General features: G+C 42.4%; 17 protein-coding genes and 1 riboswitch. Of the genes, 16 read left to right on the forward strand and 1 reads right to left on the reverse strand.

What is annotated here, in order from left to right:
• Nucleotides 1–28 precede the first annotated feature (28 nt).
• Nucleotides 29–403: a nucleotide excision repair endonuclease gene (locus AA980_RS04635; RefSeq protein ID WP_024027791.1), complete on the reverse strand. Its 375-nt coding sequence runs from the start codon at nucleotides 401–403 to the stop codon at nucleotides 29–31.
• A gap of 325 nt (nucleotides 404–728) precedes the next feature.
• Between AA980_RS04635 and AA980_RS04640 the strand changes: the two genes are divergently transcribed.
• The 16 genes from AA980_RS04640 (at nucleotide 729) to tenA (ending at nucleotide 15,972) form a co-directional block, all read left to right on the forward strand.
• Nucleotides 729–1,310, forward strand: coding sequence for a TerD family protein (locus AA980_RS04640; RefSeq protein WP_024027790.1), 582 nt, complete (start codon nucleotides 729–731; stop codon nucleotides 1,308–1,310).
• A 197-nt stretch (nucleotides 1,311–1,507) separates the two neighbouring features.
• A complete protein-coding gene (locus AA980_RS04645) occupies nucleotides 1,508–1,903 on the forward strand; it encodes a hypothetical protein (RefSeq protein WP_024027789.1) in 396 nt (131 codons plus the stop codon).
• A 23-nt stretch (nucleotides 1,904–1,926) separates the two neighbouring features.
• Nucleotides 1,927–3,441, forward strand: coding sequence for a helix-turn-helix domain-containing protein (locus AA980_RS04650; protein ID WP_024027788.1), 1,515 nt, complete (start codon nucleotides 1,927–1,929; stop codon nucleotides 3,439–3,441).
• 188 nt (nucleotides 3,442–3,629) lie between these two features.
• Complete coding sequence (gene hutU / locus AA980_RS04655; protein ID WP_024027787.1) at nucleotides 3,630–5,303, forward strand: urocanate hydratase; 1,674 nt, start codon at nucleotides 3,630–3,632, stop codon at nucleotides 5,301–5,303.
• A gap of 12 nt (nucleotides 5,304–5,315) precedes the next feature.
• Nucleotides 5,316–6,617 carry an imidazolonepropionase gene (hutI, locus tag AA980_RS04660; RefSeq protein ID WP_193392242.1) on the forward strand — a complete coding sequence of 434 codons (1,302 nt, stop codon included), beginning with the start codon at nucleotides 5,316–5,318 and terminating at the stop codon, nucleotides 6,615–6,617.
• Complete coding sequence (locus AA980_RS04665; RefSeq protein ID WP_024027785.1) at nucleotides 6,595–7,587, forward strand: agmatinase family protein; 993 nt, start codon at nucleotides 6,595–6,597, stop codon at nucleotides 7,585–7,587. Before hutI ends, AA980_RS04665 begins: the two co-directional genes overlap by 23 nt.
• 295 nt (nucleotides 7,588–7,882) lie before the next feature.
• A complete protein-coding gene (locus tag AA980_RS04670) occupies nucleotides 7,883–8,920 on the forward strand; it encodes a hypothetical protein (protein WP_024027784.1) in 1,038 nt (345 codons plus the stop codon).
• Between the two features lie 104 nt (nucleotides 8,921–9,024).
• The gene (locus AA980_RS04675) at nucleotides 9,025–10,140 is read left to right on the forward strand and encodes a glycosyltransferase family 4 protein (protein ID WP_024027783.1); all 1,116 of its coding nucleotides are present in this window, start codon (nucleotides 9,025–9,027) and stop codon (nucleotides 10,138–10,140) included.
• Entirely contained in the window at nucleotides 10,137–10,919 is a 783-nt protein-coding gene (locus tag AA980_RS04680) for a HipA family kinase (RefSeq protein WP_024027782.1), read from the forward strand. The genes AA980_RS04675 and AA980_RS04680 overlap by 4 nt, the downstream gene beginning before the upstream one ends.
• Before the next feature lie 274 nt (nucleotides 10,920–11,193).
• Entirely contained in the window at nucleotides 11,194–11,433 is a 240-nt protein-coding gene (locus tag AA980_RS04685) for a glutaredoxin family protein (protein WP_024027781.1), read from the forward strand.
• 131 nt (nucleotides 11,434–11,564) lie between these two features.
• Nucleotides 11,565–11,933 (forward strand): VOC family protein, encoded by a 369-nt coding sequence (locus AA980_RS04690; protein WP_024027780.1) that lies wholly within the window; start codon nucleotides 11,565–11,567, stop codon nucleotides 11,931–11,933.
• Between the two features lie 192 nt (nucleotides 11,934–12,125).
• A riboswitch (TPP riboswitch) is annotated at nucleotides 12,126–12,234 on the forward strand.
• A 78-nt stretch (nucleotides 12,235–12,312) separates the two neighbouring features.
• Nucleotides 12,313–13,131 (forward strand): hydroxyethylthiazole kinase, encoded by an 819-nt coding sequence (gene thiM, locus AA980_RS04695; protein WP_024027779.1) that lies wholly within the window; start codon nucleotides 12,313–12,315, stop codon nucleotides 13,129–13,131.
• Between the two features lies 1 nt (nucleotide 13,132).
• Nucleotides 13,133–13,951, forward strand: coding sequence for a bifunctional hydroxymethylpyrimidine kinase/phosphomethylpyrimidine kinase (gene thiD, locus AA980_RS04700; protein ID WP_034723731.1), 819 nt, complete (start codon nucleotides 13,133–13,135; stop codon nucleotides 13,949–13,951).
• On the forward strand, nucleotides 13,948–14,610 hold the full coding sequence (gene thiE, locus AA980_RS04705; RefSeq protein WP_024027777.1) for a thiamine phosphate synthase: 663 nt from the start codon (nucleotides 13,948–13,950) through the stop codon (nucleotides 14,608–14,610). Before thiD ends, thiE begins: the two co-directional genes overlap by 4 nt.
• Nucleotides 14,594–15,100 (forward strand): energy coupling factor transporter S component ThiW, encoded by a 507-nt coding sequence (gene thiW, locus AA980_RS04710; RefSeq protein WP_024027776.1) that lies wholly within the window; start codon nucleotides 14,594–14,596, stop codon nucleotides 15,098–15,100. Before thiE ends, thiW begins: the two co-directional genes overlap by 17 nt.
• Before the next feature lie 200 nt (nucleotides 15,101–15,300).
• On the forward strand, nucleotides 15,301–15,972 hold the full coding sequence (gene tenA / locus AA980_RS04715) for a thiaminase II (RefSeq protein WP_034723753.1): 672 nt from the start codon (nucleotides 15,301–15,303) through the stop codon (nucleotides 15,970–15,972).
• The last annotated feature ends 36 nt before the right edge of the window (nucleotides 15,973–16,008 follow it).

Consider the following 16,008-nt stretch of genomic DNA (forward strand, 5'->3'; position numbering starts at 1 on the left):
CTGCTCTTGTCTTTAAATTGAAGGGGAATTACTTATAGAAAACCTTGTCCACATTGTATTTTGCGTGAAGAGTATTAATGGCATAGGTTTCGTAAATTTCTCGTTCCATTGGATTATCGACGACAATGACGGCAATCTTGTAAACTTCATCTCGATACGATTTGATTGGGGAAACAGTATCTTCAAAATGCCGCTTTACACGGGGTCTTAATTTTCTAGCTTTGCCCACATACATTAATTCGTCATCTGCATTGAAAAACAAGATCATTCCACCCTTATCCCGTGGAATCTTATGATAATCTGTAAAGCCATATACACTACTTAGCGGTGCTTCAACCTTTTCACCAACTTGTTTCTTTTTCGTAATCACGATATCCGGATTAGGTATTTCAATTTTTATCATCTGAAAGAATCGCTCCCTGCTTAAAATAACGGTGAACCCGTTTTGCTAATAGTTCATTATAGCACAACTATTCTATCCGAGGTTTGACTTTCTTAATTTAACCCAATTTCTCTGCCGTTAATCTAATCGGGGATGAAATGACAGGAGGCGGCAAGAAAATAATGGTAGCAAAATATGGCTGGTTTTTGTACACTTAAGAAGGGTATTGTTATTTTTAGTTTTTATATTTTTCAAGTCCATAAGCAGTTGCATGGGTCCATTTTGTTATTAGCTTTCTATTTTTTTAGAAAGTTATATAAAAAATAAATTTCGAAAGGGTGTTTTTATGGCAATCTCATTGTCTAAAGGTCAAAAGGTAGATTTAACGAAAACGAATCCAGGTTTGTCGAAGGTCGTTGTTGGACTTGGCTGGGATACGAATCGCTATGATGGCGGCAGCGATTTCGATTTAGACGCTAGTGTATTTTTACTAGATGCAAATGGCAAATGTGCTTCAGACCGTGATTTTATTTTCTATAATCAGCTTGAAGGCGGAAATGGTTCCGTAATACATACAGGTGATAATCGCACGGGTGAAGGCGAAGGTGATGATGAGCAGGTAAAAGTTAGCTTAAGTGCTGTACCTGCTCAAGTGGAAAAAATTTCGTTCGTGATTACAATTCATGATGCTGAAGCACGGAGCCAAAATTTTGGACAAGTGTCGAATGCATTTTGCCGGATTGTAAACGAAGATACCAATCAAGAAATCATCCGTTACGATTTGGGAGAAGATTTCTCCGTTGAGACTGCCATCATCGTTGGTGAATTATACCGCCACAACGGCGAGTGGAAATTCTCTGCAATCGGTTCTGGCTACCAAGGCGGCCTTGGCCGCATCGCCACAGACTTCGGACTGAACGTAGGCTAAACCACACAAAAATATAGATTTAAAAAAAGGACACGCAGGTGATAAACAACCTGCATGTCCTTTTTCCTTTTAAACTGTTTTTCCGCTAAACAAATTTCCTTTTTTAGTGTCCTCTCCACGTGGACAATTGTCTTTTTGTGGTGCCTGACACCCTGTTTGTGGTAAAATTATTTCCTATTGGGAAGGGAGGTATGAAGTTGAGGTTTTTTGTGAAGTTACAAGGTTTTGCTATTTTGTTTGCGCTTTTTTGGGTTGTTTACATAAATATCTTGGCTTTTTTTGATCAGCCGGGGCGTGCTATGCAATATATTAACTGGTTTGTTTACGGGTTTGGCTTTTTGTTTGCCATTATTTATTTTCTACTCACCAAATATTTTATTGGCCGTAATTGGCGGGCAGTTCCACTTATCTTAATTCCATATTTCCTTGTTTACCAGCCTATTTTCCACCAGCTGCTGTTTAGCCTGGTACATGATGGTTATGGAATGATGATCCGGTTCCTTTCACTTTCAACGGGAACCATCCATTTTTTGATGGTGCTTTTCGGCGTTATTTTCGGGATCATTTTCTCTGGTCGACACCAGAAGGTCTAGAAAGAGGGAAGGGGTGAGGGCTTATGGAAGGAAAGTGGCTGATAGCTGATCGGGATTTGAATGAGCGTGAGGGGTTAAAATGGCTGTTGAAAACCTCTTCAATTCCGGTGACGAACATTTTTTTGGCGGCGGATTATCAGGAATTTATCGTTTTGTTTGAGAAGGAAGCTCCTGATGTGGTCCTAATGGAACTTGATATGATCAGTAAAGAAGAGTGGTCAAACTTTCGAGAGCTGGTGCAAATTTACGCTCCCGTTTTATTGTTAACGAGTGCGGAAGCAACCTTCGAAAAGGCCCGCTTGGCGATTGATATGCAGGCACTTGATCTGATGATCAAACCCTTTTCGACAACCAAAGTAAAATCAGCCTATCAAAAAGCATCAAGAAAACTAACTGCAAAAATTAGTACGGTTGGAAGTTTCCATTCTAGCTATAATCATAAAGATATATCTTATGAAGCCTTATTTCTCTCACAGACAGCTGTCGTAGTGAACGGCCATATTGCTGCTTTTCAAACTGAAAATAATGAAACAACTCACACCCTGCATTCTTTTTTAACAGAATATCCATTCGAAAATATTCAAGGTATTTTCCCTTTAAGCGATATGGTCATTTTCTTATTTAAGGAAAAATGTGCAAATATAATGGAACAGTGCCAAAAAGCGATGCGAAGGTGGGAGGAGGAGTTTTCTGACCCGCTCGCGATTGTGATTCACAAGGGGCAATCCCAAACGCTTACGTTAAATCAAAAATATTTGCAAACTAGAAAAATGCTCGAGCTCACCTATTATAAGGGGTATCAGCAGATAATGGGGTTTGAGGAGCCGCTGGATTGGGTTCACATCGATCCCTTTTTAACTCCGCCAGAGCAGCGGGCATGGGTCGACATGCTGGCAAACTTTGCAATGGAAAAAATAAAAAAGTGGCTTTATGACGAGTTCTTACATTTAAATCATCCTTTTCCTGAACCAGGCTTAGTAAGAATCAGGCTGACTAGCATTCTCGCTCAAGTAAGACGATTTATGAAAACGTATAATTTGAATAAAGACCAGGATTTTGAACGAGAATACCGCTATATTTTCAATTCAATTTTATATGACACCGTTCTGTATCGGACTGTTCAAAACCTGATTCTGTTTATTCAAAGCCTTTTTTTGGGTGCCAAAACAAGCGCGCAAAATCTGAAGCAGAATCCGATTGAACAGGCAATTGCGTTCTTGGAGGCTAACTTTTCCAAGAGCAGCCTTCGTCTTGAAGACGTTGCGAAATATGTTGACCGCAATCCTTCCTATTTCAGCCATCTCCTTGCATCGAGCACCAACTCGAGCTTTACAGATGTTTTGGCCGGCATCAGGATAAAGGAAGCGAAACGGTTATTAGTGGAGACAAACAAGCCTGTTAAAGAAATATCCGCGCTGGTCGGTTATCAAAATTCGAATTATTTTAGCAGAATCTTTAAAGAGCTGTGCGGGTCGTCACCGCGGGAGTTCCGAATGAAAAAAGTAGAAATATTGAACGGAGAGATAGGCTCAGAATAGAAACTGAGTCTTTTTTTTATAAAAATAATACAGATATCTAAAATTATTATCTTTTATTAGTGATGCCATGCCTATATTATCTATCTATAGCTAAAAATTCTACCGTTTATCTAAGTTTTCAACTGTTTTTTTCAGAAGATTTAATTTTTATAATATAGATAAATAAAGTAAAAAAGGGTGTGGAGATAATGGAAACAAATACGGCAAAACCACGGGTGATTAAAAATTATCAAGGAACTGAATTACACGCAAAGGGCTGGATTCAAGAGGCCGCCTTGCGCATGCTGATGAACAATCTCGACCAGGAGGTTGCCGAAAGACCAGAGGATTTAGTCGTTTACGGCGGGATTGGCAAGGCAGCCCGGAACTGGGAGTCGTATGATGCGATTGTGAAAACGCTGCTTGAATTGGAAAACGACGAAACCTTGTTAATTCAATCTGGTAAACCAGTAGCTGTGTGGAAATCCCACAAGGATGCACCGCGAGTATTACTGGCAAACTCCAACCTCGTACCGGCTTGGGCGAATTGGGAGCATTTCCATGAGCTTGATAAAAAGGGCTTAATGATGTACGGACAAATGACGGCAGGAAGCTGGATTTATATCGGCAGCCAGGGAATTGTCCAAGGAACGTATGAAACGTTTGCCGAGCTTGCCCGTCAAGAGTATGACGGAACCTTAAAACACACGATTACGTTAACGGCAGGCCTTGGCGGCATGGGCGGTGCGCAGCCTTTAGCGGTTACGATGAACGATGGGGTTTGCTTAGCGATTGATGTCGATGAGACACGAATTGACCGCCGGATTGAAACCGCTTACCTCGATGTGAAAACAACTGACCTTGATGAAGCTTTAAAAATGGCACAGGAAGCGAAGGCGGCCGGAAAACCGTTATCGATTGGTTTATTAGGAAATGCGGCAGAAATATTACCAATAATGATTGAAAAAGGCTTTACTCCAGATGTGTTAACGGATCAAACCTCGGCGCACGATCCATTAAATGGCTATCTGCCGATTGGCTTTACCTTAGAAAAAGCAGCAGCAATGCGTAAGTCTGACCCGGCTGGTTTTGTGAAGCTTGCGAAGCAAAGTATGGCTGTCCACGTGCAGGCGATGTTGAAAATGCAGGAAAAAGGCGCGGTTACTTTTGATTATGGTAACAATATCAGGCAAGTGGCGAAGGATGAAGGTGTGGAAAACGCGTTTGACTTCCCAGGCTTTGTTCCCGCCTATATCCGCCCGTTATTCTGTGAAGGAAAAGGGCCGTTCCGCTGGGCAGCACTTTCAGGTGATCCAGAAGATATTCGCAAGATTGACGAAGCATTGCTCCGTGAATTTAAAGAAGACGAACATTTATGTAAATGGGTGAAAATGGCCCAGGAAAAAATTAGCTTCCAAGGACTGCCGGCTCGGATTTGCTGGCTTGGCTACGGCGACAGGGCCCGTTTTGGAAAAGTAATCAATGACATGGTTGCTTCTGGGGAGGTGTCTGCTCCAATTGTCATTGGCCGTGACCACTTGGATGCAGGTTCGGTTGCCTCGCCAAACCGGGAAACTGAAGCAATGAGGGATGGCAGTGATGCGGTTTCTGACTGGCCGATTTTGAATGCGATGATTAATGCTGTTGGCGGCGCAAGCTGGGTGTCTCTGCACCATGGCGGAGGTGTCGGCATGGGGTATTCGCAGCACTCCGGAATGGTGATTGTTGCGGATGGAACGAAGGATGCGGAAGTTCGCCTTGAGCGGGTTTTAACGACTGACCCTGGTATGGGGGTTGTCCGCCATGCGGATGCAGGCTATGAGCTGGCGATTAAGACTGCCAAGGAAAAGGGCATCAAGATGCCGATGCTGCAACAAGACTAATAGACTGAGAGGATGTTGGAATTGAGTAAAGCCATTTTTATCAGAAACGCGAATCAGCTGATCACTTTACAGGGGGGTTCCTATGCTCCCCGTGTAAAGGGGGAAATGTCTGAACTTGGCATCATTGAGCAGGGCAGTGTCTGGATTGAGGACGGCGTCATTCAGGCGGTTGGTACGGATGCAGAACTGATTGCAAAATATGAAGCTCGTCTGGCTGAAGCGGAGGTTGTCGATGCGAGGGGAAAGCTGGTGACACCAGGACTTGTTGACCCGCATACTCATCTTGTTTTTGCTGGGAGCAGGGAAAATGAGTTTAACATGCGCCTGCAGGGTTCTACCTACATGGAGATTATGAACGCTGGCGGAGGAATCCATGCGACAACAAGAAGGACGCAGGCAGCTACTCATGAAGAACTTTTTCAAGAGAGCTACGAACGTTTGAATCAATTCTTGCGCCATGGTGTAACTACGGTTGAAGCAAAGAGTGGTTACGGAATGGAATGGGAAACCGAGCTAAAGCAGCTGGAAGTGGCAAAGCAGCTCAATGAAAAGCATGTGATTGATATCGTTCCAACCTTTATGGGGGCACATGCGGTCCCGAAAGAATATAAGGAACAGCCGGATGAATTTGTGCGGCTCCTGATTGAGGAAATGATTCCAAAGGTAGCGGAACTAGGGCTTGCGGAATTTAACGATGTCTTTTGTGAACATGGTGTGTTTACACCGGAGCAATCTCGAAGGATTCTGGAGGCAGGTAAGCGCCACGGGCTGCTGGCGAAAATCCATGCAGATGAAATTGAACCATATGAAGGGGCAGAACTTGCCGCCGAAGTTGGAGCTGTTTCGGCAGACCATTTATTAAAGGCATCGGAAAAAGGCATGAAAGCCATGGCTGAGATGGGTGTTGTCGGTGTACTGCTCCCGGGAACGGCTTACTTTTTAATGGCAGAGTCAGCGAATGGCCGTAAAATGGTTGATTTAGGGGTGCCCGTGGCATTGTCTACAGATTGTAACCCCGGCTCATCACCGACAGTATCTCTGCCTTTTATTATGAACCTTGGCTGTTTAAAAATGGGGATGACACCTGCAGAAGTCATCACGGCGACGACGATTAATGCGGCACATGCAATTAACCGGGGCGGCGAAATTGGTAGTTTAGAAGCCGGCAAAAAAGGCGACGTAACGATTTTTAACGTTGAGAATTATATGAAACTTCAATACTTGTATGGAGTGAATCATACGGATACCGTGGTGAAAAATGGTCACGTGGTTGTTAAAGGGGGTCAGCTAGTTGAAGAGCTTTCTCTATCCTAAACTAAATCCGCCAAGCTTTACATGGGTGAGGCCTGAACAAGGGGCGGTTGTTTCTAAGGTTCACGAATGGATTCAGCCCTTGACCGATGTTCCTGCTCCCGAGAAAAATAACGTCGATTTTGTCGTAGTCGGCGTCCCGCTTTCCCGTTCATCGATCAGTGCTTCGGGGGCTTCAGAATTCCCTGATGCCTTCCGCCGCGCTTGGAAGGGTTTTACTACGTATAACCTTGATGAAGACGTTGATTTGTCGGAGAGGATTGCGGTGGATGCAGGCGATGTTCCCATGCACGTCACAGATATCCGGCGCTGTCATGAGAATATCATTGAAGCATCGGCGGCTCTCCATCAGCATTTTGAAAGCGCCAAGGTGTGTGCGATTGGAGGCGATCATTCGATTACGGCGATGATGGTAAAGGGCTTGCATCAAGCGAAGCCTGCTGAAAAAATCGGCATCCTCCAGTTTGATACTCATTTTGATTTACGGGACATGACCGATAATGGCCCTTCGAACGGTACACCGATGCGTAATTTGATTGAAAGCGGTGTGGTTAAGGGCTCTAATATGTACAATATCGGTCTGCATGGTTTTTTTAACACGAAGGATTTAAAGCAGTACGCCGATGAACAAGGCGTTAATTATATTTCTCTTCGAAATGCAAGGAAAAAAGGCATCGAAGAAACAGTCCGTCAATGTTTAGCGGAGCTGGAGACAAAAGTGGATGCGATTTATTTAACAGTGGATATGGATGTCCTTGATATTGCATATGCCCCAGGGGTACCGGCCTCAACACCGGGGGGCATGACAACAGTTGAACTGCTCGAAGGAGTGCTAGCAGCCGCCAGACATCCAAAGGTTAACGCCATGGACATCGTCTGCCTTGACCCACTCAAAGACACACAAGTCCAGCCAACCGTCAAACTAGGCACCCACGTATTTTTAACCTTTTTAACAGGAGTAATGTTGCGCTAGAGGGTGGTGTCAGGCACCATATTTGATAGTCGCTAAAAATAACAGCCGTCGTTCGAGTTTCTCGAACGGCGGTTTTTTTGAAGTGGGGCGGAGTGCCATAAAGATACATCTTATAGTTTTTTCGTTTTTTAGCCGCTTGCCTATACATTTTCTTACTACCATGAATTAAATATAAAAGAGGACAAGACTTGATTATGGCAGGTTTTTATCGGATTTAAAAATAAATGGAAATTAGTTAATTGGCTTCCAATTAACGATTGTTTGCTAATTTTTATACGATTTAAAGGAGGTTCTTATGAATACTAAACTACTAAATAATTGGATTAATCGTATCCAAGTTTTGAATGTGGTGAATGCCGATGTCGAAGTAGTGAATAAATCACCCTTACGCATGCTTGGTAAAGGCAGGCAAGGAGCGGTTTTTCAATTTTCTGATGATATTTGCGTAAAAGTGTTTGGTAATACTGAAGATTGTGACCGAGAACACTATGCCTTATCGCTCGGGCAGAATACAGAGCTTTTCCCGAAAATACATGCAAAAGGGCCGAACTATATTGCAATGGATATTGTTAGAGGGGTCGATGTCCGTGAATACCTGCAATCCCAGCCACTAACGCCGGCACTCTCCTCCAAATTAATTGAGATGTTAATCATATTTAAAGAAATCGGTTTTGAACGGATTGATCATCATAAGCGGCAAATTTACGTCCAAGATGATGGCAGCCTAAAAGTGATTGATGTCGCCAGAACAGTTTGGCGCGACCGTGTATACCCGTATCCAAGGAAATTATTGAATTCATTAGGGGATGAAAATAAAGCATTATTTTTAACACATGTCAAAGAAATGGCCCCCAAGTTGTACGAGGAATGGCTCCACTACATTCGAATGGAAGAAATATCCCACCAAATATACCAAATACTGCTTCCTGAAAAACCTAACAAAGAGACTTTAAAAAATCTCAGTAAAAAGTTGTTAACAACCGAGGATGAGGGAAAATACGTACTTCAATTACAAGGCTTAGTCCAAAAGGTGTTCAAGGAAGAATGGGTCAAAACGATGCTTGCTCGTGGAAAGGACCCTGAAGCGGTAATGGAAAAAATCGATCAATATTGGGATTCACTTGAGCAGGGTCTAACTCGCGGCAGGGATCGAGATCGGGATCGGAACCGAGACCGTGATCGAGACAGGGATAAAGGCCGTAAACAAGAAAGACGGTATGAAGGGGAATTCCGGCGCACTCATGATAAACATCACCATAGGGGAAAACGGTATGAAGGGGAAAGATATCGTGATCGTATAAGTGGCAAGCACAAAAGCCGGTACTATAAATAAATAATCGGCAGCTCTTGGGGAATTCGATCCTTAATAAGGAGACAGGCGAACACAAAAGCCAAACAAACTGAGGAGGGGATCCAATCATACAAGGAGCTGACAAAATGAAAGTACTTGTAATCTGGCGGCTGCTCACTGTAGGCGGTGTCAATGCCGGATGGCGAAATCGTTCGATTTATTTTAAAAAGCAGGGAATTGAAACTGAATTTCTTTATACGACCGACCACGGCGGGCTCCATATTATGCAGGATGTTGCCAACGTATATTTAACAAAAGATGAACGCAAGATTATTAGGATTATCAAGGACAATGCATATGATGCAATCATTGTCGTCGACACAGGGTCCGCCTATAAATGGATCCGTAAGGCCAAATTTAAAGGTCCTGTTTTTATTGAAGCTCGCACACCTGAGCTGATCAAGCTCCAGCCCCATTTAAAAAACTTCAAAGGAATTCACCCTGAACTAATCATCGTTCCTTCGCAGTATCAAAGGCGTTTGGTTTCTATTCTTACAGAGGATATCCCTATTCACGTTATCCATAATGGTGTTGATACGTCTTTTTTCCGAGCGATATCAGATGAGGAAATTGATTTCAACAGCGCTCCCGTATTGCCGACCGGTAAAAAGATCATCGGCTGGATTGGCCGGCTGGACAGGCGCAAAAACTGGCCAATGTTGATTGAGGTCGCCAAAAGGATAAACAGCGAACGTGATGATATTGAAATTTGGGTGATTGGCGGAGCGCAAAGTGTACAGCGTGAAGAATTCGCTGCTGTATGGCAAGCGGAGAAACTCACTGAAATTATCAAGTGGTTTCCTGTTATTCCCTATCAGCAAATGCCACATGTTTATGCAAAAATCCGTCAATCTGGCGGCTGCACCCTCGCTACTACTAAAGCAGAATCATTCGGCAATACCTTTATCGAGTCAATGGTATGCGGCGTGCCCGTAGTTGCTTCCAATATTATGCCAATTAATGAACTCGTTGTAAATGGGGAAACAGGAATGCTTTATCGAGGCCAGAATGTGGAGGATGCTGTCAATCAAATTTATGGGATTATCGACGAATCGAAACTACATCAACAGATGTCACAAGCTGCAATACAAAGGGTGGAAGATTTGTTCGCGATTCAGGTGGTAGCGGAACAATATATTCATTTATTACAAAAATGGGTTCCATCTATAACGAATGGCAATGGTGAGGTGAATCCTCAATGATCGAACCCACTACTTACCTAAGGAAGCTAGAAGGGAAATCGAATGCTCATTTAATCACTTTTAGTGATGGAAAAGACTATGTCGTAAAATATTTTCAAGCGGGTTTTGAAAAATCATTAGCAAATGAATGGGTCGGATATTGCTTAGGTAGATATCTTGGACTGCCGATTCCCTTTGCAAAAATAATCGAAATTCCTCCAGAATTCTCAGCACGGGTACCCGAGCTCAGAGAGATGAGCCTTGCACAGCACCAATTTGCTTCGTTGTATATTCCCAATTGTTTAGATGGTCATCAAGTTTCCAATATTTCACAGATTATTAATCATCAGTCATTAGCAGGAATAATTCTATTAGATTATTGGCTTTGTAACCGGGACCGCACACGGAAGAATATTCTTTTACGTGAAGAAAGTACGAATTCCTACCAATTATGGATGATTGATCAGGCGGAAATTTTCGGATCATACAGCTGGCATCTGGATGAGCTCGATCATCTTCCTATTGAATTGCTCAAAAGTGCAACACATGAAATAATGGCATCCTTTATCGAGGATGAGGAACTATTTTTCGAACAATTGGAAGTCCTTCAAACCCTTCCTATTCTTTTAATAGAGGAAATCGTTGAAATTATCCCTGATGACTGGAATGTGTCAAAGGATGAAAAAAAGGCGATGGTCACGGCGCTTGTAACAAGACGCAAAAAAATATTGCCAGATCTAGTTCATAAATTTATCAAAAAAATATACACCCCTATACATGCAAACAGCCATAACGGTTAAAAGAAAGGGTGTCAGGCACCACAAAAAGACACTTTCGGCAAAATGTCCACCCCAGGTGGACATTTTGGTTTTTTGTGTAATTTTATTAAGTGAATTTCGGGTTTTTGATGTGGTTTATTTCTTTTGCACTGCTAATATAGTAATTTATCGTTTATTGTTTATAATGTAATTATTGTTTGGGAAAGCGCAAGAACTGACAATTATCGAGTTCAAGGTCGGCTTTTCCTATTTCCTATATAACCTACAAAAACCTAGAAAGAGTGGAAAATAAAAAATGAAAAAACAGGTCATCGTCTATACTACAAACGACTGCATTGAATGTGATATGGTCAAACAAGTACTGACACAAGAAGGGATTCCGTTTGAAGCCAGAAACGTGTCAGTCAATTCTCAATATCAAAAAGAAGTGGAGAACCTTGGTTTTATGGGTGTTCCTGTCACAGTGGTCGATCATCGTGCGGTAAAGGGGTTTACAAATGAACTAAAAGAGCTAATGGATTTAGCGAAAAGCTAAAATTGGAAATTGATATTCACCGAATTAGATTCTTTTCGAACAATTCTTTTATTTATTTGCAGGTATTTTCTGTAAAGTATAGAAATATTAACTGATATTTCTAAAACAAATTTTGAAGGAATTGATGGCGAATGGGAAGAGTAATTGGATTTGAACTAAATAGCCAAGAACCTGAGAAAGCAGCGGAATTTTATTCAAAAGTTTTTGGTTGGGAAATTGCCGAACCTAAATGGGATTATTGGGCTGTTACGACTGGAAAAAATGTAAAACCTGGAATTGACGGAGGAATTGGAAGAGGACCAAATGATTATCCATATGGAACTCGTATTCAAATTGAAGTTGATTCAATTGATGAGGCAATTTCTATTGCTAAAAACAATGGTGCGATGATTGTGCGTGAAAAAATGGAGTTTGATGATTTTTATCTTGCATACTTGGTAGACCCTGTTGGACTTGGTTTTGGTCTAATTCAAAATAAACTAAAAGTTAGTGAATCCTGATATTCGGAGTTTATGTTGTATATGAAAGATTAAAAAATGCTCAGAACTTTATAAAGTTCTGAGCATTTTTTGTGCTTATATAGTTTTATTCTGCAATTTATTTAAGCTTTTTCACAAAATCATCAAACATATAAATAATCTTCTTTACTTTCAAATTATTTAGCGCTATTATGAACCTAATTTAATATGTGATGTATCTACTAGGGGTGCCCTGAATTCAGGCTGAGAGAAAACGTTATGTTTTTAACCCTTTGGACCTGATCTGGGTAATACCAGCGTAGGAAAGTAGTTAAGTGAAGTTATTTTATTCGCATGCTTACTAACCAGGTCCTTTTTAAGGGATCTGGTTTTTTTATTGTTATAAAAAGGAGAGAGTAAAATGGAAAAAATTAAATTATCCGAGACTTTACAAAAAGTAAGGGAGGTAAATCCGCTTGTCCATAACATCACAAATGTCGTGGTCACGAATTTTACAGCAAATGGGCTACTTGCCCTTGGTGCATCACCGGTAATGGCTAATGCAGTTGAAGAGGCAGCAGACATGGCGCAGATTGCTAGTTCACTAGTATTGAATATCGGGACGTTAAATTCGCAGACGGTGGAGGCAATGATTCTGGCTGGAAAAGCCGCCAATGAACATGATATTCCCGTCATTTTTGACCCGGTTGGCGCCGGTGCCACCCGGTACCGAACGGAAACTGCTCAAAAAATCATGAAGGAAGTCAATGTTTCAGTGATAAGAGGGAATGGCGCTGAAATCGCCAATGTCGTTGGAGAAGATTGGGAAATTAAGGGCGTTGATGCAGGAGATGCTAAAGGGAACCTCCTTGACCTCGCTATCACCGCTGCCCAAAAATTGAATTGTGTCGTCGTCGTAACCGGAAAAGAAGATGTAGTGTCAGACGGAGAAACGACTTATACAATTGCCAATGGACACCCGATTTTGACAAAAGTAACAGGTACCGGCTGCCTATTAACTTCTGTAATTGGAGCATTTGCGGGAGTGGAAAAGGATCTGCTCACGTCATCTGTAGCCGCCTTAAGTTACTATGGCATCGCAGCTGAACAGGCAGCACGGAAAACCGCGGAACTGGGACCGGGCAGCTTCCAAATCGAATTTTTAAATCAATTGTCATTGGTTTCGACTGAAGAGATAAAATTATATGCTTCTTTTAAAAAAATCAACGGAGGAATGTGAGATGAAAAAGGCATTAACAATTGCAGGTTCTGATAGCGGCGGCGGTGCGGGGATTCAGGCTGATTTGAAGACATTCCAAGAATTAGAGGTTTACGGCATGTCGGCTTTAACTGCAATCACGGCTCAAAATACATTGGGAGTTCATGCAGTTTATCCGATGACAGTTGAGGCAGTTGCCAAACAGATTGAGGCCATCGGGCACGATATCGGTACGGATGCTGTGAAAACAGGAATGCTTTTTAGCGCAGAAATTATCGAGGCTGTTTCGGAACAACTTGAAAAATATCAATGGGAGAATGTGGTTGTCGACCCTGTGATGATCGCAAAAGGCGGCGCCTCCTTGCTCCAGCAGGAAGCCATTTTATCTATGAAAAAGAATTTATTGCCGCTAGCTAAAGTGGTGACTCCGAATATTCCTGAGGCGGAAGTGCTGACTGGCATGGTGATTCGGACATTCGAGGATAAGAAAGAAGCAGCCAAACGACTTTATGAAATAGGTGTGAAAAATATCGTCATCAAAGGCGGACATGATGAAAATAAATCTGAATCAACTGATTTATTATTTGATGGCGCCGAGTTCTACACCTTTACGAGCAAGCGCATTCAAACAAGGAATACACATGGAACAGGATGCACTTTCTCCGCCGTTATAACAGCTGAATTAGCTAAGGGCTCAAATGTTTATCAGGCTGTTTTATCAGCAAAGGATTTTATTCAAGCAGCAATTGAAGATGGAATAGCGATTGGTCAGGGTCACGGACCCACTAACCATTGGGCATATCGAAAACGAACCTTAAAAGAGGAGTTGGCGGGATCATGAAAGACTTGCGTGAGGCATTAAGCGTTTATTTTATCATGGGCAGTACGAACTGCAGGAAAAATCCTGTCGAAGTATTAAAGGAAGCCATCGCAGGTGGAATTACCCTTTTTCAGTTCCGAGAAAAGGGAGAAGGGGCTTTAACGGGAGTTGAAAAATGCGCGCTTGCCAAAGAACTCCAGGCAATCTGCAAACAGCACCAGATTCCTTTCATTGTCAATGACGATATCGAACTGGCATTAGAGATTGATGCAGATGGTGTTCATATCGGGCAGGAGGATGAGCAAGTGAAGCTAGTGAGGGAAAAGATCGGCGGTAAGCTCCTTGGTGTTTCTGTACATAGCAAGGAAGAGGCGATGATCGCCCTGAGGGATGGGGCTGATTATTTCGGGATTGGACCTGTTTTTCCGACAAAAACGAAGTTGGATGCAAAGCCGTCACGGGGGACAACTCTCATTCAAGCATTAAGGAAAGAGGGATACACTGTTCCAATCGTGGGTATCGGCGGAATCACAAGTAAAAATGCTGCTTCCGTTATTAAAGCGGGAGCAGATGGAGTTTCGGTGATTACTGCCATCAGCCAGGCAGATTCACCCATGGATGCAGCAAGAGCATTAAGAAATAATGTTGGGGAGGAAAAATGTTATGAACAAAACGTATAAACTTACGCTTACGGCGATGATGATTGCGATTGGCACAATTTCCAGTTCCATGGTATCTATTCCGATTGGTTTTACGAAGGTCTTTCCAGTGCAGCATTTCCTAAATGTTTTGTCAGCAGTGCTATTAGGTCCCTTTTACGCTGTCGCTCAAGCCTTTTGTGTCTCCCTGCTCAGAAATATGATGGGAACCGGTTCCATGTTTGCTTTCCCGGGAAGTATGGTCGGGGCATTGCTGGCATCGCTATTATTTTTAAAAACTAGAAAAATCTATTTTGCATTCATTGGGGAAGTAATTGGAACGGGGATTATTGGCGCGATTCTATGCTATCCAATTGCAACTCTATTACTCGGCAAAGAAGCAACCCTTTTTGGCTTTATCCCCTTATTTATTTTTAGCTCGTTCGCTGGGGCCCTGTTGGGGTTAGTGATCTTAATTATTTTCTTAAGAAAGAAAGTGTTGATCAAAGCAGGTCAATCTATTAAAAACTGAGCACACCTTAAAATATGGTTGGATGTGCAAATTCGCTGATAGAAAAGGCAAATTCGCTGATAGAAACAGTAAATTCGCCGATAGAACCCCAAAAATCGCCGATAGACGGGTTGGCTCGTTTGAACAAAGGCGATTTTTCAGGAATTCTGTCCGGCAAAAGGCAATACTTGAAGTTAAATGGAGAAAATGGGGGAGTAATCATGAAATTTTCACTGCGGCTACATGAAAAGGTAAAAGAAATATGGGAAAAAACGCATCAACATCCATTTGTGGAAGGATTGGGAACAGGTGACCTGCCGGTTGAATCCTTCATCCGTTATATGAAGCAGGATTATGTGTTCTTAATCGACTATTCCAAGCTGTTTGCATTGGGTTCGGTTAAAGCAAGGGACCTCGACACGATGGCAGTTTTTGCAAAGCTGCTCCATGAAACATTGCATGGAGAAATGGAATTGCATCGGGGGTATGCTGCTAGATTTGGTATAACCAAGCAACAGCTCGAAGAAACAAAGCCTACTCCCAACAACTTAGCCTACACACGATACATGCTGAATGTTGCTCACAGCGGATCGCTAGAAGAACTAATTTCGTCCCTCCTACCTTGTGCATGGAGCTATTGGGAAATTGGAAAAATGTTGGCAGCTAAATATCCGTTAGCTAGTGAGCATCCCTTTTACGGTGATTGGATAAAAATGTATTCATCTGACGATTTTGGTTCATTTGCCGTATGGCTGATTGAGTTGTTAGACCAATTGACAGATGGGAAGCCAGAATGGGAGTTAGCTATTATTGAAGAACATTTCCTGACAACCTCCCGCTTTGAGTATATGTTTTGGGATATGGTTTATAGAGGAGAGGATTGGCCTGTCTAATCCATCGTTGTTATCAGTCGCAAAACTTACATACGC

Source organism: Neobacillus vireti, from assembly GCF_001026695.1.
GTDB lineage: Bacteria > Bacillota > Bacilli > Bacillales > Cytobacillaceae > Neobacillus > Neobacillus vireti.